At 72.0% G+C, this 19394-nt stretch carries 19 protein-coding genes; 11 read left to right on the top strand and 8 right to left on the bottom strand.

Annotated features, from left to right (window positions below; all coding sequences use genetic code 11):
* Positions 1–11: 11 nt before the first annotated feature.
* Positions 12–794: an SDR family oxidoreductase gene (locus FLX07_RS26835; protein WP_142574446.1), complete on the bottom strand. Its 783-nt coding sequence runs from the start codon at positions 792–794 to the stop codon at positions 12–14.
* Between the two features lie 391 nt (positions 795–1185).
* On the opposite strand from FLX07_RS26835, the gene FLX07_RS26830 reads away from it, so the two are divergent.
* The 4 genes from FLX07_RS26830 to FLX07_RS26815 all read left to right on the top strand — a co-directional run bounded on the left by FLX07_RS26830 (position 1186) and on the right by FLX07_RS26815 (position 4857).
* On the top strand, positions 1186–2001 hold the full coding sequence (locus tag FLX07_RS26830; protein WP_229689562.1) for an RNA polymerase sigma-70 factor: 816 nt from the start codon (positions 1186–1188) through the stop codon (positions 1999–2001).
* 93 nt (positions 2002–2094) lie between these two features.
* A complete protein-coding gene (locus FLX07_RS26825) occupies positions 2095–2316 on the top strand; it encodes an EF-hand domain-containing protein (protein WP_142574444.1) in 222 nt (73 codons plus the stop codon).
* Between the two features lie 86 nt (positions 2317–2402).
* On the top strand, positions 2403–3026 hold the full coding sequence (locus tag FLX07_RS26820; RefSeq protein WP_142574443.1) for an acyl-CoA-like ligand-binding transcription factor: 624 nt from the start codon (positions 2403–2405) through the stop codon (positions 3024–3026).
* A gap of 271 nt (positions 3027–3297) precedes the next feature.
* Positions 3298–4857 carry an FAD-dependent monooxygenase gene (locus FLX07_RS26815; RefSeq protein WP_142574442.1) on the top strand — a complete coding sequence of 520 codons (1560 nt, stop codon included), beginning with the start codon at positions 3298–3300 and terminating at the stop codon, positions 4855–4857.
* Positions 4858–4879: 22 nt separating this feature from the next.
* Here the strand turns inward: FLX07_RS26815 and FLX07_RS26810 are convergent, their stop codons facing one another.
* On the bottom strand, positions 4880–5449 hold the full coding sequence (locus FLX07_RS26810) for an isochorismatase family protein (RefSeq protein WP_142574441.1): 570 nt from the start codon (positions 5447–5449) through the stop codon (positions 4880–4882).
* 108 nt (positions 5450–5557) lie between these two features.
* Here FLX07_RS26810 and FLX07_RS26805 point away from each other — a divergent pair, with 108 nt between their 5' ends.
* Complete coding sequence (locus FLX07_RS26805; RefSeq protein WP_142574440.1) at positions 5558–5995, top strand: MarR family winged helix-turn-helix transcriptional regulator; 438 nt, start codon at positions 5558–5560, stop codon at positions 5993–5995.
* A gap of 36 nt (positions 5996–6031) precedes the next feature.
* On the opposite strand, the gene FLX07_RS26800 is transcribed toward FLX07_RS26805, so the two are convergent.
* The 4 genes from FLX07_RS26800 to FLX07_RS26785 are packed head-to-tail and all read right to left on the bottom strand — an operon-like array spanning position 6032 to position 12349.
* Entirely contained in the window at positions 6032–7267 is a 1236-nt protein-coding gene (locus tag FLX07_RS26800; RefSeq protein ID WP_208762411.1) for an MFS transporter, read from the bottom strand.
* A 24-nt stretch (positions 7268–7291) separates the two neighbouring features.
* Positions 7292–8335 (bottom strand): pyridoxamine 5'-phosphate oxidase family protein, encoded by a 1044-nt coding sequence (locus tag FLX07_RS26795; RefSeq protein ID WP_208762410.1) that lies wholly within the window; start codon positions 8333–8335, stop codon positions 7292–7294.
* The gene (locus FLX07_RS26790; protein ID WP_142574438.1) at positions 8332–8976 is read right to left on the bottom strand and encodes a hemerythrin domain-containing protein; all 645 of its coding nucleotides are present in this window, start codon (positions 8974–8976) and stop codon (positions 8332–8334) included. Before FLX07_RS26790 ends, FLX07_RS26795 begins: the two co-directional genes overlap by 4 nt.
* Positions 8977–9019: 43 nt before the next feature.
* Complete coding sequence (locus tag FLX07_RS26785; protein ID WP_142574437.1) at positions 9020–12349, bottom strand: ATP-binding protein; 3330 nt, start codon at positions 12347–12349, stop codon at positions 9020–9022.
* 123 nt (positions 12350–12472) lie between these two features.
* Between FLX07_RS26785 and FLX07_RS26780 the strand changes: the two genes are divergently transcribed.
* Both FLX07_RS26780 and FLX07_RS26775 read left to right on the top strand, forming a co-directional pair.
* The gene (locus FLX07_RS26780) at positions 12473–13012 is read left to right on the top strand and encodes a GNAT family N-acetyltransferase (protein ID WP_142574436.1); all 540 of its coding nucleotides are present in this window, start codon (positions 12473–12475) and stop codon (positions 13010–13012) included.
* Positions 13013–13117: 105 nt separating this feature from the next.
* Entirely contained in the window at positions 13118–14965 is a 1848-nt protein-coding gene (locus FLX07_RS26775) for an FAD-dependent oxidoreductase (RefSeq protein WP_208762409.1), read from the top strand.
* Between the two features lie 150 nt (positions 14966–15115).
* Here the strand turns inward: FLX07_RS26775 and FLX07_RS26770 are convergent, their stop codons facing one another.
* Entirely contained in the window at positions 15116–15601 is a 486-nt protein-coding gene (locus FLX07_RS26770; protein WP_142574435.1) for a MarR family winged helix-turn-helix transcriptional regulator, read from the bottom strand.
* Between the two features lie 83 nt (positions 15602–15684).
* Here FLX07_RS26770 and FLX07_RS26765 point away from each other — a divergent pair, with 83 nt between their 5' ends.
* The 4 genes from FLX07_RS26765 to FLX07_RS26750 all read left to right on the top strand — a co-directional run bounded on the left by FLX07_RS26765 (position 15685) and on the right by FLX07_RS26750 (position 18573).
* A complete protein-coding gene (locus FLX07_RS26765; RefSeq protein ID WP_142574434.1) occupies positions 15685–16329 on the top strand; it encodes an FMN-dependent NADH-azoreductase in 645 nt (214 codons plus the stop codon).
* A gap of 177 nt (positions 16330–16506) precedes the next feature.
* A complete protein-coding gene (locus FLX07_RS26760; protein WP_142574433.1) occupies positions 16507–17115 on the top strand; it encodes a DUF1707 SHOCT-like domain-containing protein in 609 nt (202 codons plus the stop codon).
* 44 nt (positions 17116–17159) lie between these two features.
* Entirely contained in the window at positions 17160–17735 is a 576-nt protein-coding gene (locus FLX07_RS26755; protein WP_142574432.1) for a TetR/AcrR family transcriptional regulator, read from the top strand.
* A gap of 49 nt (positions 17736–17784) precedes the next feature.
* A complete protein-coding gene (locus FLX07_RS26750) occupies positions 17785–18573 on the top strand; it encodes an oxidoreductase (protein WP_142574431.1) in 789 nt (262 codons plus the stop codon).
* A 56-nt stretch (positions 18574–18629) separates the two neighbouring features.
* Here the strand turns inward: FLX07_RS26750 and FLX07_RS26745 are convergent, their stop codons facing one another.
* Entirely contained in the window at positions 18630–19259 is a 630-nt protein-coding gene (locus FLX07_RS26745; RefSeq protein WP_142574430.1) for a TetR/AcrR family transcriptional regulator, read from the bottom strand.
* Between the last annotated feature and the right edge of the window lie 135 nt (positions 19260–19394).

Genomic DNA, 19394 nt, shown 5'->3' with positions numbered 1-19394 from the left:
CTCCGTCCGTGTCAGGGCTGGGTGGCGAGCCATTCCTGGAAGGTGGGGCCGGCGAGCCTGGCGTGCGGGCCGGGCAGGAGGCCGCCGCCGGCGGCGTATTCGGCATCGGGCAGGCCGGGGTCGTCGACGCCGACGACCTTGATGCCCCGGCGGGCGCCGAGAAGCCCGGCCGCCTCGGAAATGATCTCCTTGCGCGGCCCGGCGATCTCGGGGATCGGCGTTCCGGAAGCGGGCTGGGCGGGCGCGCCGGGGTCGGTGGCCAGGTCGACCAGCGCCTCGGCCACCGTACGGCAGGCCACGAGCTGGCTGGGCCACTTCGGGACGTAGGCGACCTCGCCCTGCTGCCAGTCCAGGAGCTGACCGACGAATTCGTGGAACTGCGCGGCCCGCAGGATGCGAGCGGGCAGCGGGCCGGACAGGTTGAGCTCCTCGTGCACCTGCTTGGCGACGCCGAAACCGGCGGTGGCCTTGTCCACGCCAATGATGGAGGCGATGACGATCCGGCCGGCTCCCGCCTTCCGGCCGGTCTCGTGCAGGTTGCGGGTCGAGGTGCGGAAGAACTCCGTCGCCGCCTCCTGCTCGGAGGCATGCCACGACGCGACGTCGACGATGACGTCGACCCCCGTGATCGCCTCGGCGAGGCCTTCACCGGTGACGACGTCCACGCCGGTGGCTCGGGACATCGGAACGACCTGGTAGCCCCGTTCAGCGAGGACGTCGACGACGTGGCGTCCCAGCCGCCCGGTCGCTCCCGCCACTGCGAATTTGCCGATGCTCGTCGTGGGTGCGGGCATGGCGATGCCTTCCCTTCTCTCGATCACCATTCGTGGTGTCGCGTGCCGCCCGATCGTTCGCGCGGCGTCCTGACGAACACGAGACGCCGGCGCTCCGGCCCCTGTGACAACGCGCTCGTGTGACGTGAACCACCGATCATGGGTGTCACAAACCGGCGGACACCGGCGTCCTGTGCGTGTGGCAGGGATGGAAGCGGACAGGAGAAGCCACGGCATGAGCGAGCGAGGCGATCGATCCGCATACACAGCCGCGCCACGCGATCGCGCCGACCCCGCCGACCCCGCCGACACCGCGGACACCTTCGACACCCAGGACGCCTTGGACGCCGTGGAGTCGGCCACGGAGGCGTTCGTCGCCCACCGCAACCTGCTGTTCACCGTCGCCTACGAGATGCTCGGTTCGGCCGCCGACGCCGAGGACGTGTTGCAGGAGACCTGGCTCCGATGGGCGAGCGTCGACCTGGACACCGTGCGGGACAAGCGCGCCTTTCTGGTGCGGATCGTCACTCGGCAGGCGCTTGACCGGCTGCGTGCGCTCGGGCGGCGCAGGGAGTCCTACGTCGGCCCGTGGCTGCCCGAGCCGCTGCTGACCGCGCCCGACGTGGCCGAGGACGTCGAGCTGGCCGACAGTGTCTCGATGGCGATGCTGCTGGTGCTGGAGACGCTGTCACCGACCGAGCGAGCGGTGTTCGTGCTGCGTGAGGTGTTCGACCTGGACTACGACGAGATCGCCGAGGCCGTCGGCAAGAGCCAGGCCGCGGTCCGCCAGATCGCCCACCGGGCACGCGCACACGTCGCCGTGCGCCGGCCACGCGGCATGGCCTCACCGGCCGAGACCCAAGCCGCACTCCACGCCTTCCAGCGAGCGGTGGAGACCGGCGACCTGCAGAGCCTGCTCGACATCCTCGCCCCGGACGTCGTCGCCCTGAGCGACGGCGGCGGCATCAGACACGCCCTGCTTCAGCCCATCGTGGGGGTCCGCCAGGTGGCTCGCCTGCTGGCCGTCCGCTGGTGGCGGCGCGACGCCGTAAGGTCGGTCGAAGTGGTGCAGATCAACGGCGGCCCTGGGCTGCTCGTCCGAGTCGACGGGGAGATCGACGGCGTGCTGGCGATGCGGATCGAGAACGGCTACGTCACCGGCGTCTACCACGTGCGCAATCCCGAGAAGCTGTCGCACGTGGAGCGGGAGATCGCCGTGAGCCGCTGAGGCCGCTGGTGGCGAACCTGGCCCGCCATCGAACTTTTGCGCCGTACGGCATAGGTTGTCTGGTGTCGTCCCCCGGTGCGAAGGCAGGTCGTTGTGACTCACGAACTCAGCCACGAGCGGTTCGAGACCCTCAAGCGTGAATTCGACGCGATCGACGGCGACGGCGACGGCTTCATCACCGAGGCGGAGCTGCGGTCACACTTTCCCGCCCTGCCGCCGGAGGCGATCGGCGCGCTCGACCGGGACGCCGACGTGGACGCCGACGGCCGGTTCTCCCTGGAGGAGTTCATCCGCCTGACCGGCGCCCGCGACTGAAGCATCCCTCGGCACAAAGTGCGGCTCGCGCAAATTTACGTCTCACGCATCTTTGCGTTGTACGCAAGTAGTTGTATGGTGGTCCTGTGAGCAGGGAAGGCGAGCGTCCGGGGCTGCGCGAGCGCAAGAAACAGGAGACGCGCATCGCGTTGAGCTGGGCGGCGATCCGGCTCGCCGTGGAGCGCGGACTGGAGAACGTACGCGTGGAGGACATCGCCGCGGAGGCCCGCGTGGCTCCGCGGACCTTCAACAACTACTTCTCCAGCAAGGGCGAGGCGATTGCCGCCAGGCACCTCGACCGCGCCCGCCTGATCGCACAGGAGCTGCGCCGCCGTCCGGCGTCGGAGTCCCTGTGGGAGGCCATCAAGATCGCCGTAGTCACCCAGCTCGCGATGGGTGCGGAGTACGACGCCAGGCAGCCGGACCAGCAGTGGCAGACCGGCATCCGGCTCATGATCAGCGAGCCCTCGCTGCAGGGCGAGATGCTCAAGGCCGACGCCATCGCCGAGGACGAGCTGGCGGCGGCCATCGCCGAGCGGACCGGCACCGACGTCGCCCGCGACCTCTACCCGCGCCTGGTGGCGGGCGCGGCCGGGGCCGCGATCAGGGTGGCGATGGACCATTGGTTGCGGAGCGACCCGCCCGTGCCCGTCAAACCACTCATCGAGGACGCGCTCGACCGGCTGTCCGCCGGGCTGCCCGAGCCCTGACAGAAGCGCGGCCCTGACAGAAGGACGCCCCCGCGGGGGCTTTCCCCCACTCGCGAAGTGACGTGCCACGCCGGCCCGCCGCTCGGCCTTTCACGCCCTGACTGACGCGGGGCGCCGTAGGCGACCACGCCGTCCCGTCGTTCGCCATGCCGCGAATTCGCCCTGCCTTCCACCCGCCCTGCCTTCCACCCGCCACGCCTTCCACCCGCCACGCCTTCCCTTCGCCACGCCTTCATTCGCCATGCCCGCCGAATCCCCAAGGAGGACCGCCATGACCGCCGACGTCGTGATCGCCGGAGCCGGACCGAACGGGCTGATGCTCGCCTGCGAGCTGAGCCTGGCCGGAGTGCGGCCGATCGTGCTGGAACGCCTGAACGGGCAGACCAAGGAGAACCGGGCCAACGGACTCGTCGGCCAGGTCGTACGCGCACTCGACCGCCGTGGGCTCTACGAACGCCTCAGCGGCGGCGCCGAGCCGCCCCGGCCGAGCCCGGCCTTCGTGTTCGGTGCGATGCCCCTCGACCTGAGCAGGCTCGACGACAACCCGATGTACGGCCTGCCGGTGCCGCAGCACCGGATCGAGCAGGTGCTTGCGGAGCGCGCCCTCGAACTCGGCGTGGAGATCCGCCGGGGACACGAGCTGACCGGCCTCTCCCAGGACGAGGACGGCGTCGACGCGGAGATCGCCGGTCCCGAGGGCTCCTATCGGCTGCGCACCCGCCACTTCGTCGGCGCGGACGGCGGGCGCAGCATCACCCGCAAGCTGTGCGACATCGGCTTCCCCGGAGTGACCAGGGACGGCTCGGTCTCCCGCGGCGCGCACGTCACCGTCCCCGCCGAGCTGATCGACCCGGTCACCGGCGGGCTGAACGTGCCCGGCTACGGGCCGATCCCCCCGTTCATGCACCACCGCACCGACCACGGGCTGTTCGTGTACGCGCCGTTCCCCACCGGAACGCTCGTGCACGCCACCGAGTGGAACCAGGACGGCGGCGACCAGCCGATGAGCCTGGACGAGCTGAGAGACAGCGTGCGCCGCGTGCTCGGCGTCGACCTGCCGTTCGGCCCGCCCGAGGGCCCCGGCCCGCACCAGTTGCGCCGCGTGAGCGGCGGCAACACCCGCCTGGCCGAGCGCTTCCGCGACGGCCGGGTGCTGCTGCTGGGCGACGCCGCGCACGTGCACAGCGCGATCGGCGGCCCCGGCCTCAACCTGGGCCTCCAGGACGCGATCAACCTGGGCTGGAAGCTGGCGGCGGAGATCCACGGCTGGGCCCCGCCCGGACTGCTCGACACGTACGAGACCGAGCGGCGCCCCGCCGCGGAGCGCGTGGTCATGCACACGCAAGCGCAGTCGGCGCTCATCGCCCCCGGGCCTGAGGTCACGGCGCTGCGCGCGCTGTTCACCGAGCTGCTGGGCGACGAGCGGACCACCAAGCACATCGCGGACATGATGTCCGGGGCGGACATCAGATATGACCTCGAAGGGACCCACCCCCTCACCGGGCGCCCCGCCCCCGACCTGGTGCTGGAGACAGCGACCGGCTCCGTGCGGCTGGCCGAGCTGACCAGAACCGCCCGGCCGCTCCTCATCGACCTCACGCCGGACGCCGCGCTCGCCGGGGCTCTCGACGGCCGGCGCGACCGCGTGGACCTCGTCACCGCCAAGACGAGCCAGGACGGCCCCCCCACCGAGCTGCGCAGTGCCCCCACCGCTGTGCTCCTGCGCCCCGACTGCTACGTGGCCTGGGCGTCGGACTCCCTCCGGCCCGACGCGAAGGAGCACGACACCCTGCGTACGGCCCTGGCCTCCGCCTTCGGCGCCGCTCGCTGAAGGGTCAGGCCGCTGAGGCTGTTCAGGCGAAGGCGGCCAGGATCGACTCGGTCGTGTCGATCTGCGCGATCCTCGGCAGGATCACCCCGAGAGCGTTCTCGTGGGCCGAGACGACCAGGTCGGTGACCGCGTCGGAGGCCACCGCGATCTCGTAGCCCCGCTCCCGGGCGCCGCGCGCGGTGGACTCCACGCCGATGCTGGTGGAGATCCCCGCCAGCACGATCCCCGTGATCTTCCGGCGGCGCAGTTGCAGGTCGAGTTCGGTGCCGTGGAAGGCGTCCCAGCCGCGCTTGGTGATCGCGATGTCGGTCGGCCCGTCCGGCACGCGCTCGTCGTACTCGGCGAAGTCCGGGGCGGGCGCGATCGCGGGCCCGGGCGCGTCCGTCCGGGCCCGCAGCACGTCACCGCCGTCGGGGGAGAACGCCACCCGCACCCGTACGACCGGAAGGCCGCGCTCGCGGGCGGCCCCCGCGAGCCGGGCGGCGTTGGCGACGACCTCGGCCGCCGGATGCGCGGTGGGCAGGGCGGTGATCCCCTTCTGCAGGTCGATCAGGACGACGGCCGTGCGGTCGTCGAGCAGCGTGACGGGCATGTGAGCTCCTTCAGGGATAGTCAGCCGGCCAGAGATAGACAGCTGAACTGTACAGTCATGCTGAATATATTGCCAGCAAGGCTGTACAGTTCGGTTACGCTGAGCCCCATGAGGGACGCGTCCGAGGTCGCCGCCGAGCTGCGGCTCGTGGTCGGGCAACTGGTGAGGCGGGTGCGCGAGGACGACCCGATGCCTCCGGGGATCATCGCGGTGATCGGTCTACTCGGCCGGCAGGGCCCGATGACCACCAGTGACCTCGCCGCCGCCCGGGGGGTGCGCCCGCAGTCGATGGCGCGCACCGTCGGCCAGCTGATCGACCAGGGGCTCGCCGAACGCGGCACCCATCCCGTCGACGGCCGAAAGGCCCCCGTCTCGCTGACCACCGCCGGGCTCGACGCCCTGGAACAGGTGCGCACCCGGCGGGCCGACTGGCTCGCCGAGGCGATCGAGGACACGCTGTCCCCCTCCGAGCGGGAGACGCTCGCGAGCGCGGTGGACCTGGTTCGCCGCCTGGTCGACCGGGAGCCGTCCGGGCCGGGCCGCTGAGGGGCGGGGTCAGGCCGGGCCGCGGGACGTGAGCCGTCAGCCGGTGGCGCCGGACAGCTCCGGGTTCTGCTGGCGGATGGGCGTGAAGAACGCGGCGAACGCGATCAGCAGGCAGGCCGCCCCCGCCAGCAGGCAGACCACCTCGACGCCGTGACTCTGCGCGCCCCAGGTCAGCACGGCCGCCCCCGCCGGGCCCAGCGAGAAGTGGATCGTCCAGAAGGCCGAGGTGACCCTGCCCAGCAGGTGGTCGGGGGTGACCTGCTGGCGCAGCGACATCGAGCAGATCCCGGCCACGCTGACGCAGGCGAGGTAGGCGGCGGCCGCCGCCCCGGCCACGGGGACACCGGTGGACACGCCGAGCCCCACGATGGCGAGCCCGGCGACCGCGATCGCCCCGATCCAGGACGCGCCGAACCCCAGCCGGCGGCGTACGGGACCGACGAGGAGCGAGCCGGCGACGGTGCCCAGCGCGGCGGCCGCGAGCACCACCCCCACGGCGCCGTCGGACTGGCCGAGGTCGTGCTTGAGGTGATAGATCAGCACGTCGGTCAGCCCGAGGGTCAGGAAGATGAAGAACGACAGCAGGACGGTCAGGGCACGCAGCACCGGCTGCCGCCACAGGAAACGGGCTCCGGCGAGCAGCTCGTGCCAGGGCCCCCGTGCCTCCTTCGCCGAGGGCGGGGGCGCCGGCTGCCGCCTGAGCCGGATCAGCAGGACGCCCAGCGCGGAGACCCCGAAGCTGGCCGCGTTGATCGCGACGGCGGCCGTGGGCCCGAACCAGCCCGCCACCACCCCGGCCAGCAGCGGCCCGCCGATTCCCGCCGCGGCGGCGGTGGCGTACAGCCGCCCGTTGGCCTCGGTGATCCGGTCCGCGTCGACCAGGCCCCGCACCGCCGTGACGTACGCGACCTGGAAGACCATGCCGATCGCCTCGCTGAGCGGCAGGACCACGTAGAGCAGCCAGATCTTCGGGCCGAAGGCCCAGGCGACCGGGACGACGCCGTACAACGCCATCCTCGCCACGTCACACCAGATCAGCAGGCGCCTGCGGTCGAGCCGGTCGACCAGGACCCCGGCGAAGACCCCCGCCGCGACCGACGCGGCGCTCGCCAGGCCGGTCAGCAGGCCCATCTGCGCGACCGACCCGGTCACGTGCAGCACGAGCAGCGGGACGGCGATGAGGGCGAAGGAGTCACCGGCGACCGACAGCGTCTGGGACGCCCAGAACACGGTGAAATCCCGGTCGCGCCACAGCGGTGATCCCTTCGCCATCCCACCATGCTGCCGCATGGTCGATCAGGTGCGGGGGCGGCGGACGACGGGCACGGGCTGGCCCCGGCGCCCGGCCTCGGCGCGCAGGCGCTTGCTGAGCACCCTGCCCTGGCCGAGGAACGACCGGAACCGCTCGCGGCCGCTCCCGGCGAGGCTCCAGTCGTTCAGGGCCCGCTCGACCCGTACGGCCAGCCGGTCGCCCTCCCCCGTCGCGGTCCCGACGAGCACCACGTTCTCCTGCCACTCCATCTTCGGGCCGTGCCGATGGAAGGTGAGGCACACCGGCCCCGCGACGGCCTCGACGCCCGCGGGCAGCAGCAGGTCGAAGCCCGCCTCGGTGCGTACGGCCGAGCGGGTGCGCACGGCCAGCGGCATGCCGCCGGCGTCGACCATGGTGACGACGGGATCGCCCAGACGGGCCGCGCGGCCGGCGAAGGGCCGCCAGTCCGCCGGCGCGACGGACCGGCTCGGCAGCCGGGGGCCGTTCGGAGCGGGGTCGGAGACGGGCGCGACCGCCTCACCGGGCCGGGTCCACACCTTCGGTGTCCCGGACAGGTCGCCCTCGGGCCACCAGACGATCCGCTCGGGGGTCACCTCCACATAGATGCGGGCGAAGTACCACCCCAGCCGCTTCGTCAGGAACCACGGCATCCCGGCGAACCCGGAGCCCGTCCTGGCCAGGGACTCCCGTACGTACCTGTCGGTGTTGGCCTGCAGATCGGCGTCGCGTACGGCGGCCCGGCCCTGCACGAGGACGACGGGCGGCCGGTCGAGGCCGGTGCCTTCGGCGGAGGAGTACAGCAGCGCGACGCGCGGGTCGCGGCGGGCCCGCTCCGCCTTGTCGGGATAGGTGAGGCCGGTGCTCACGTCGAGCGTGCCGCCCCGGCCGGCGTACGGCGTGACCGGCCAGGTGACGGGCCGTCCGTCGCGGGTGAGCGAGGCGTACTCGCAGACGACGGCGCGGTCGAACAGCTCGGCCGCCTCGCACGGCCAGGCGGCCGGGGTGGTCAGGGTGGTCAGGGCGGTCGGGGTGGCCGGGGTGGTCGCGTTGATCAGGGTGGTCATCATGACTCCAGGGGTGCGGGCAGCGAGACGGAGGCGCCGTACAGCCGGGCGAACCGCCGCTGGTAGGCGGGCCACCAGAACAGGCGGAACATCAGCCGGGCCACGACCGGCAGGTCCGCGAACGCGGCCGTGAGCAGGGCGGGGCCGGCGCTGGAGGCGAGCCAGCCGAAGATGACGGGGATCCTGCGGCGGCCGAAGTCGGCCGTCGCCTTGCGCCTGTCCGCCTCGATGTCGTCGGGTGTGAGGTGCCGGAGCATCAGCGGCACGGCCGTGCGCTCCTCGTGGTCGAGGTGCTCGTTGACCAGCTCGTGCAGCCGCCGCAGCGCGGGAGCGCGCTCCGGCAGGGGCACCGCGCGGTCGGCGGCGGCCGCCACGAGCGGGTCGAGCACCGCGTGCTCGGACTCCAGCTCGGCCAGCACGTCCGCCGCCTCCGGGGCGTGGGCGACGAGCGTGGGCCACAGCGTGGCGTCCTCGTGGGTGTGGTGGGCGTGGAGCATCTCCAGCACGAGCGCGAGCTGCTCCTCCAGGAGTTCCTCGTGCTCGCCGTCCCTGGGGCCGCGGCACGCCTCGGCCAGGCGGCCGAACTCCGCCCGGAAGCCGGCGTGCATCAGCAGGAAGCCGGCGAGGTGTTCTTGTGTGATCATCTGCTCCCTCACGTGTGTGGGGAACAGCGTGTGTTTCCTGCCCTTATGAGCACTTGTCGAGGGCTTGTCGGGCCCTTGTCAGCCAGTAGCCGGCGCCCGCCTCCTCCAGGAGGCGCACCGCCTCCCGCAGATGGGCCCGCGCTCCCGCGTGGTCTCCCAGCGCCAGCAGCGCCTCGCCCAGGTGGCCGTCGTACGCCCCGTCGACGGTGGTGCAGGTGCCGTTGACGTGCAGCAGGCCGGCGAAGGGACGGAACGCGTCGTAGACCTCCCGCACGACGTCCAGCTCACCCAGCCGGATCGCCGCGTGCAGCCGACACATGGTGGCCATCGCCCAGTGGTAGTCGCGCGGCGGGAGAGGGGTCTCACGCAGCAGCCGCAGCGCGCGCTCACGCTCGCCCAGGTCCGCCAGCGCGTACGCCAGGACGTAGGCGAGCCCCGCCAGGCCCGTACGCCGGAACATCTCCTCGATCTGTTCCACCTCCGCGCTGAGACGGTCCTCCTGGAGGAGCGTCTCGGCCCGTACGGCGAGCATGCCCACCTCGAAGTACGCGAGGTCGGAGAAGGACGACGTCGCCCCGGCCCGCTCGACGTGGCGGGTCGGCTCCGGCACGCCCTGGAACAGGTCGAGCCCCACGTGCGCGATCGCCGCCTGCAGCGCCAGCGTCGGGTTGTGCAGGTCGCGCAGCAGGGCGTCGGTCTCCGTCAGCAACTCGCGCGCCTCCGCCACCCGGCCGTACTCGACGAGATGAGCGACGAGGTGGAGCTGCGCGACCGCGGTGAGCTGGGACGACAGATCCGGCTGCGCCAGCAGGCGCTGCGCGGTCTCGGCCAGTTGGTCGATGAAGTCCTGCCCCTGCATGGCGAGTAGCCGCAGATGGAGCACGCGCCGCAGCAGCGCGGGGTCGCCCAGCCGCTCGGCCGCCGCAACGGCCTGCGACGAGACCCGCTCGACCTGGTCCTCACCGCCGGTCTGGGCCAGCACGACGGCCCGCACGGCCTGCGCGGACGCCCAGGCGGAGGCGTCTCGCGGCAGCTCGCGCACGGCGCGGTCCATCGACTGCCGCAGGACGCGCACGTCGAGGCTGTGCCGGAAGGGGACCCAGATGCCATGCCCCATCGCGATGTCGGCGGCCCTGACGGCCCGCTCCAGGTCGTCTCCGGCGAGGGCCAGCGCCTGTTCGATCGCCTCATAACCCTCGTCGTACCGCCCGGCGGCGTAGCGGCTGTCCGCCAGGCCGACCGCGAGCTCGAACCGCTCGGCCGCCTCCGCCCCGGCGAGCTCGGCCGCCGCCAGCGCCTCCTGCCATGAGGTGGCCGCGTCGTCGAGCGCGTGCCTGCGCATGGCCGCCCGCGCGGCCCGGGCGGCGTAGTCCATCGCCATGCGGGCCGGCTCCGGGCCCAGCTCGGCCGCCGCCAGCCAGTGCCGCGCGATGGCCGCCGCCTGGTCGTCCCGGTCTCCGTACTCATGGGTGAGCACGCCGGCCAGCCGCGCGTGCACGCCCGCCCGCCACAGCCGGGAGCGGCGCGACAGCAACGCGTCGGTCACCAGGGCGTGCGCGAACGCGTACCCGCCCAGCCTGGCGCCCGACTCGCGGATCAGACCGGCCGCCAGCGCCGCCTCCAGCGACGGCACCAGGTCACCCAGGTCGCGCCCGGAGACCTCGGCCACGACCCGCGCCTCGAACTCGTCGCCCGCGACCGCGGCCAGCTCCAGCAGGGCGGCCGTCTCCTCCCCCAGCCCGGCCACCCGGTGCAGCACGACGTCGAGCACGCCCTGCGGCAGCTCCTCACCCGCCCGGGCCAGCTCGGCGAGGAAGAACGGGTTTCCCCCGGTGCGGCCGCGCAGCTCCTCGGCCTTCCGGCTGCCGGGGTCGCGGCCGGACAGCTCCCGCACCAGCGCGCGTACCTCCTCGACCGCGAGCCCGTCGAGCCCCAGCCGGCGCGCGCCGAGCCGGGACAGCGCCGACAGGGTGGCGGTCAGCGCCGACGCCTCGTGCCGCCGGAAGCTGGCCACCACCAGCAGGCCCGGCCGCGCGGTGGACGCGACGTGGACCAGCAGGCGCAGCGTCGCGTCGTCGGCCGCGTGGACGTCCTCCAGCACGACGGCCACCGGGCCGAGATCGGCCAGGAACGTCCCCACCGCCTCGAAGAACCGCAGTCGCGCCCCCTGCGCGTCGTACGCCGGGATCGCCGCCGCGCCGCCCGACAGGAACGTGCGGACCTCCTCGGGCAGGACGGCGCCGGGCGCCGCGTCCGCGAGGTCGCGCAGCACCTGCTCCCACGGCCACAGGGCGGGCGCCGTCTCGTGGTCGGGGCTCGACCCCCATCCCACCGGGACGCCGGCCGTCGCGCGGAACCTCCTGAGCAGGCGGGTCTTGCCGACCCCCGGCTCACCGTCCACGAGCACGACCTGCCGGGCCGTGGACGCCGCCGTCACGGCGCCGGCCAGGAACTCCAGCGCGCTCTCGCGTCCCACGAACGGCCCGTCGTCCGCGCGTCGCCCCGGGTCGCGTCGTCCCGGGTCACGTCGTCCGGAGTCGGACCGTCCGGAGTCGGACCGTCCCGGCGGCGGCGCGGCGGGTCTCGCCGCCGCGGTCAGCGAGGTCACCGCGGTCAGCGCGGCGTCCTGGCGCAGCACGGCGGTCTCCAGCTCGCGCAGCCGGGGCCCCGGATCGATGCCCAGCTCGCCCGCCAGCACCTCGCGCACCCTGCGCAGGCACGCCAGCGCCGCCGCCTGGCGGCCCGACCGATAGTGCGCCAGCGCGAGCAGCTCCCAGGCCCGCTCCCGCAGCGGGTGGTCGTGCACGAACGGTTCGAGCCGCGCGACCACGTCCGTGTGGCGCCCCAGCCCCAGCAGCGCCTCCGCCAGCCCTTCGACCGCGTCGAGGCGGAGCTGCTCCAGGCGGGCGATCTCCGGCCGCGCCCACTCCTCGGACCGCGCGTCCGCGTACGCGTCGCCCCGCCACAGGGCGAGCGCCTCGGTGAGCACGGCCGCCGCCTGCTCGTGCCGTCCCTTACCGAGGTGTCCCGACCCCGTGGACACGAGCACGTCGAAGTCCCGCGTGTCGAGGCCGATCCCGCCGGTCATCAGGCCGTATCCGTCCGCCGCGCTTACCAGGACCGTGGCCGGCGCCCCGGCCTTCCTGCCGGGCTCCAGGCGGCGGCGCAGATTCGAGACGTACACCTGAAGGCTGCCCTGCGCGCTCGCGGGCGGGCTGCCGCCCCAGAGCCGGTCGGTCAGCACGTCCGCGGGGAGCACTCGATCGGCGTTCATCACGAGGAGGGCCAGGAGCGCCCGCTGCTTGGGCGGTCCGGCCGGCACGGCCTGCCCGGCCACGACGAGTTCCATGGGACCGAGGACGTTCAGCCGCACGGGCCAATGCTAGGGAGACGGCGTGAACCGGTCCAGCCGTCACTTTCCCGGCCTGCCGCACGGCGCCGGCGGGGTTACGATCGCCCGGCAGTGCGGACGGTACAGAAGCGGAGGAACGGCCACATGGCGGACGAGGAGACCACGATCCGGCTCATCCGGGTGGACGACGCCGGGGTGATCGCGGCGCACCGCGCCCGCGACAGGCAGGCGAACGCCACCCGGGAACCGGCCCAGCCGGACGAGTTCTACACCGAGGCCGGGCAGCGCCGGCGCATCGAGACGCTGCTCGGTGAGCACGACCGGGGCGAGCGCTGGCCGGCGGTCATCCTCGCGGACGGCGAGGTCGTCGGTCAGGTGACCGTGAGCACGATCCTGCGCGCCCCCTTCCGGAAGGGCTTCCTGGGCTACTGGGTCGCCTCGGCCTCCAGCGGCCGGGGGCACGCGACCCGGGCGGTGAGCCGGATACTCACCGTGATGACCGAGGAGCTCGGGCTGCACCGCGCGGAGGCGCACACCCGGATGGACAACCTGGCCTCGCAGCGGGTGCTGCGCGCCAACGGCTTCCAACCCTGGGGGGTCGCCCACGCCCACATCTTCCTCGACGGCGCATGGCATGACGAGGTGTTCTGGGAGCGGACACTGGACGACGCCCCCTCGTCTTGACCATTGCCTGGGACACCAGTTGCCCGCCCCCGGCGCGTCGCGTGCGGTCGCGTGACCATGACCCCGACACTCACTGTCCGTAGTCGACTCGCGGAGGAGGAGTTCGTGGTCTCAATCGACCGTCGGGGATTCGCCAGGCTGGCCGGGCTGGGCGCGGTGGGATCGGTCATGAGTCCGTCCCTGGGCACGCCCCCCGCCTCGGCGGCGCGCGCGCCGTACGCGGGACAGCGCTGGCAGACCTGTCTTCAGGTGGCGCGCGACCATCTGCTCGTCGACAAGGACGGCAACGACCTCAAGCACCGTTACCTGCGGGTGCTCATCGACAACGGCCTGCCGAAGACCCGCACGCCCAAGAAGGTCCTGATCGTCGGGGCCGGGATCTCCGGCCTGGTGGCCGCGACGCTGCTGAAGCGGGCGGGGCACCACGTCACCGTCATCGAGGCCAACGGCAACCGGATCGGCGGCCGGATCAAGACCTTCCAGACGGGCTTCCAGGACAGGCGGCAGTACGCCGAGGCGGGGGCCATGCGCATCCCGGACTTCCACCCGCTGACGCTGGCGCTCATCGACAAGCTGGGAATCACCCGCCGGCCCTTCTACAACGTCGACGTGCCGCCCGGCGCCGTCCCCCGCGGGCCGGTGCCGCCGGTCCTCTACACCTCCTACACCGGACAGGAGTGGCGGTCCGGCCCGTCCAAGGGCGCCTTCACGGCGCCCCCGCGCGCGAACCACACGTTCCTCCACGTCAACGGCATCACCCAGCGGCGCGACGAGTACGCGAAGGATCCACGCAGAATCAACGCGTCGTTCGGCCTCAAGGACGACCGGACCGCGGCCGAGATCCTCGACACCGCCCTGGACCCGGCGAGGGACTACTTCTCCGTACGCAGGGGCGGCAAGCGGATCGACAAGCCGCTGCCCGAGCAGATCGAGGGCTGGGCCCGCCTGCTGTACGACTTCGACGGCTACTCGATGTACGCCTACCTCAAGGAGCACGCGAAGCTCGGCGACGAGGCGATCGACGCCATCGGCACGCTGGAGAACCTCACCTCCCGGCTGCCGCTGTCGTTCATGCACACGTTCCTCACCCGCAGCCTCGTCAACCCGGCCGTGACCTACTGGGAGATGGCCGGCGGCAGCAGGGAGCTGCCGTACGCGCTGGAGCCGGGCCTGCGCGACGAGATCCGCATGGACCGCAGGGCCGTACGGATCGAGACGTCCGGACGCCGCGTGCGCATCTCGACGGTCAGCGAGGCGGGCAGCACGGAGTCGGAGTTCACCCGGCAGACGCGGCGGGAGACCTTCGAGGGAGACGTGGCGATCATCACGGTCCCGTTCTCCGCACTGCGCCACGTCGAGATCGCGCCGGCCCTGTCCTATCGCAAGCGCCGCTCGATCATGGAACTGCACTACGACTCCGCCACCAAGGTGCTGCTGGAGTTCCGCAGGCGCTGGTGGGAGTTCACCGAGCAGGACTGGAAGCGCGAGCTCGGCGGACGCTACCGCCCCGGGCCGGTGACGCACACGATGGGCGGCGGGTCGGTCTGCGACAACGCCAACCGGTTCATCTACTTCCCCTCGCACCCGGTGCCGGGCAGCGAGGGCGGCGTCGTGCTGGCCAGCTACTCGTGGGCCGACGACGCGACCCGCTGGGACTCGATGGACGACGAGGAACGGTACGGCTACGCGCTGCGCGGGCTCCAGGAGGTGCACGGCGACCGCATCGCGGAGTTCTACACCGGCCGCGGCCAGACCCAGAGCTGGATGCGCAACCGCTACGCCTTCGGCGAGGCGGCGGTCTTCACACCGGGCCAGATGACCGAGATCCACCCCGCCATCGCCGTCGCCGAGGGCCCGCTGCACTTCGCCGGCGAGCACACCTCGCTCAAGCACTCCTGGATCGAGGGCGCGCTGGAGTCGGCCGTACGCGTGGCTCTGGAGATCAACGGCTGACCCGTACTCCCGCGGGGCCCTTCGTGCCCGGGGCCCCGCGGGTTCACACGAACAGGCCGGGGGTCGACCCCGGTCACGATCGACGCCGACGCCCGGCCGACCGGGGTGATCACGGCGAGGAATGCGGGCAGGCCGGCGGCCCCACCACTGTCAGCAGAGTGGGGCTTCGTCGCAGGCGGCCACCTCGGCGCATGCCTCCGCACTGCCGGTGGCGACCTGCCGGAGCAGGCCGTAGAGACTCTCGCGCTGGTCGTAGTCGAGCGCGCCGAGCACCTCGTCCTCGACCGCCGCCAGCGCGAACTCGGCCTTCGCGAGTAGCTTCGCGCCGGCCTCGGTGAGTTCGACGAGATGCCTGCGGCGATCCTCCGGCGACCGCCGCCGCTCGATCAGTTTCTCGGCTTCCAGGTCGTTGAGCAGCCCGACGACGTTCGTCCCGTCCATCTCCAGCGTGCTCGCGAGCGCCTGCTGGGTGCTGCCGCCGCGTTCCCGCAGCACCGTGAGGGCGACGAGGTGGCGGGGACGCAGACCGAGCGGCGCGAGCACCGACTCGGAACGAAGGCGCAGACGGCGCGCGAGGTGTTCGAGCAGCGCGCCGCACCGGTGCACCGGCTGGTTGACGACGGGCAGTGACGTCATGGCCCAACTCTAGCCGACTTGACCTGCGATGCGCGGAAGACTAATGATTGGTGCAGCACAAACCATCTGTGAAAGGTCATCAGATGTCTCATTTGCTGCACATCGACGCGAGCATCCAGGGCGAGCGTTCCGTCAGCCGCAAGCTCACCGCGCGGGCCGTCGCCGCCTGGCGCGCCGCGCATCCCGCTGGCACCGTCACCTACCGCGACCTGGGCAGGACCCCGCTCCCGCACTTCGACCAGGAGGGCGGCCTGGCCCGGATAGTCCCGCGAGAGCAGCACACCCCCGCCCAGGAGGCCTCGTGGAGGTTGACGGAACAGTTGATCGGCGAGGTGAGGCAGGCCGACACGATCGTTCTCGGGCTCCCGCTCTACAACTACGGCGCGCCCAGCACCGTCAAGTCCTGGGTCGACCACCTCATCGCCCCCGGGCTGTCGTACGACCCCGCGACGGGCGAGGGCCTGCTGGGAGGGCGTGACTTCCTGGTCCTCGCGAGTCGCGGCGGCGGCTACGGCGCGGGGACCCCACGCGAGGGATGGGACCACGCGGAGCCGTGGCTGCCGCACGGCCTGTCCATGACGGGCCTGCAGCCCCGCTTCATCACGGCCGAGCTCACCCTCTCCTACGTCACACCGGCGATGGCCGAGCTGATTCCGCTGGCCGACAAGAGCCTCGCGACGGCGCAGCAGGAGATCGACGGTCTCTGGACTCCCGCCGCCGTCGCGTAAAGGGAGCCCGGCGGGGGCGGGCATCCGGCCGGCGAAGGCCCCTTCCCGGGCGAGGGAAGGGGCCTTCGCCGTCGAGATCGCCCTCGACGGCACCCGGCTCTTCGTCGACCGGCTACAAGAACATTTCGAAGCGCGACGAACTCCCTGCCGGGTCGATTGAGAACTATCGTGACCAGCATGGAAAATCCCCCTCAGCGCCGGGACTCCCCCACGTCGCATCTACGCGCCTCGGACAGCAACAGGGACCAGGCCGCCGCCCTGCTCGGGGAAGCCCTGAGCACGGGCCAGCTGAGCCACGACGAGTACTCCGAGCGGCTGGACAGCCTCTATCAGGCCAAGACCGTGGGAGAGCTCGACGTCCTCACCCAGGACCTCCAGGTCGAGCAGCACCGTCCGGCCGCGAGCCCGGCCTACTACACGCCGCAGAGCGAGAGCACCGAGACCGACACCATCGTCGCCATCTTCGGCGGGGCCGAGCGCAAGGGCCGCTGGCGCGTGCGGCGCAACACCAGGGCGCTGGCCGTCTTCGGCGGCATGCGGTTCGACCTGACCGAAGCCCTGTTCGAGGCGAAAGAGGTCGAGATCACGATCAACGCCATCTTCGGCGGGGCAGAGATCATCCTGCCGGAGGGGGTCGAGGTGCGCTGCCAGGGCGCCGGCATCTTCGGTGGCTACGACGTGCACAACAGCCCGAACGTCGACCCGTCGGCGCCGGTGGTCGTGATCAAAGGCATGGCGCTGTTCGGCGGAGTCAGCGGCAGGTTCCGGCGCCGCGCCAATCCTTGAGCACGGTTGTTGACTGATCGGTTCCTTATTGGTACGGTCGTGGCATGGGCAGGCCGAGGACGTTCGACATCGACGCGGCAGTCGACCGCGCGATGGAGTTGTTCTGGCGTCAGGGGTTCGAGGGGACCTCGACGGAGGATCTCGTCGAGGGCCTCGGGATCGCCCGGGGCAGCCTGTACAAGGCGTTCGGATCCAAGGAGCAGCTCTACGCGATGGCGCTTCGCCGTTACTGCGAGCGCCACGCGACCGGGCTGATCGAGATGCTGGACCGGGCGGAGCAGGTGCGTCCGGCCATCCGGGCGGCGCTGTTGGAGCTGGCGGAGGCCGACCTGGCCGATCCGGAGCTGGGGTGCCTGCTGGTCAATGCGGCCACGGAGCGCTCGGCACACCAGGACACGGTGCGGCAGGTCTCCCGCACCATGAGCCAGATCGAGTCGGCCCTGGCCGGGGCGTTGGAGCGGGCCCAGGCCCGCGGGGACATCGCGGCGGACAAGAAACCGCGGGAGCTGGCCCAGTTCCTGACCACGTTCCTGCAGGGTCTGCGGGTCATGGGCAAGGCCCGCGCGGATCGCGCGTTCCTCAACAACGCCGTGGAGGTCGCCCTGGGCGCGCTCGACTGACTTTTTGTTACCCAAATTAGGAACCGATCAGTCAACAAAGGGGAATTTCATGAATCTCGAACTGCAGGGCAAGGTCGCCGTCGTCACCGGCGGGAGCAAAGGCATCGGTCTGGCCGTCGCGGCGGCGTTGCTCGACGAGGGCGCGCACGTGGTGACGAGCAGCCGCACGAGCACCCCCGAGCTCGACGCCCTGGCCGCGCGTGGCGCCACCGTGGTGCTGGCCGACATCACCGAGGCGGGCACCCCGCAGCGGCTCGTCGATGCCGCGCTGTCGGCATACGGACGGCTGGACGTGCTGGTCAACAACGTCGGCGCCGGCAGCGCCCGGTCGAGCTTCCTCGATGTGGACGACGCCGAGTGGGCGCGGATATTCGACGTGACCTTCTTCAGCGTCGTGCGCACCAGCAGGGCGGCCCTGCCCGCTCTGCTGGAAAACGGCGGGACGATCGTCAACATCAGCAGCATCAACGCCCGGCTGCCGTTCCCGACGGTGGTCGACTACTCCGCGGCGAAGGCCGCGGTGACCAACCTGACCAAGGCGCTGTCGGAGGAGTTCGCACCACGCGGCGTGCGGGTCAACGCCGTCTCACCCGGGCCGGTGCGGACCCCGTTCTGGACCGGACAGGACGGCATGGCGCACAGCGTGGCCGCCGGCGCCGGAGTCACCGCCCAGCAGGCGCTCGACGAGGTCGTGCCACAGAGCATGGGGATCAGCACCGGCCGGGTCACCGAGGCCCGCGAGGTCGCCGACCTGGTGCTCTTCCTCGCCTCCGCCCGCTCCGCCAACACCACCGGCGCCGAGTTCATCCTCGACGGCGGGCAGATCAAGACCATCTGACCGCCGCCGCCCCGCATCCATGACGCGGGCTTCCGCAAACAGGACGTATTAGGCGCCTACTTGCTGTGGTCCGCCGGGCGGCGGTAGACGCCGTACCACCAGGTCAGTGCCAGCTCGCGGGCGAACGCGGCGTCGCTGCCGGAATCCTCGGCGGTGACGTGGGCGACGAGGGCCCGTTCGCCGCCCATGACGATCACCCGGGTAGCGCTCACCGGGTCCAGGTCGGCGGGAGCGCGGCCCGCCTCCTGCTCAGCGCGGAGCAATGCGATCGTCCAGTCCGTGAACTGGTCGAGCTCCGCACTCCAGAAGTCACGCACGGTCGCGTCGTAGGTGGCGACCTCGGCGAGCGCCCGCCGTACGGCGGCGTGTTCCCGATAGACCTTCACCACGTGCAGGAAGGTGTCCGCGAGGCGTTCGACGCCATCCGATGGGGCCCATGCCGAGGCGAAGTCGAAGGATGAGGCCGTGAACGCGGCGGCCAGGCGCACGAGCAGGTCGACCTTGTCGCGGAAGTGGCTGTAGAAGGTCGAGCGGGCGACTCCGGCCTCGGTGCAGATCTGTTGCACGCCGAGCTCGGTGAAGTTCGCGCCGTTGATCAGCAGACGCTGCGTCGCGGCCAGGATGTCCGCCTCGGCCGAGGTGGGGCGGCCGACATTCGCGGTGCGTCGCCGGGTGATCGAAGGCATGTCCAGGATCCTAGAGTCGTCGCCTTGCGGCCAACGTCACACTACACCTCGTCCGGACACGGTGTAGCGTAATTTTCGGACACGATGTCCGGACTCGGCGACCGGTGAGCGCGAAACGCCTGGTCGCCGGCCGGT

The organism is Microbispora bryophytorum (genome assembly GCF_006874465.1).
Classification (GTDB): Bacteria; Actinomycetota; Actinomycetes; order Streptosporangiales; family Streptosporangiaceae; genus Microbispora; species Microbispora bryophytorum.
Note: the sequence above shows the minus strand (reverse complement) of the source record. Positions and strands in the feature narration are given on the sequence as shown.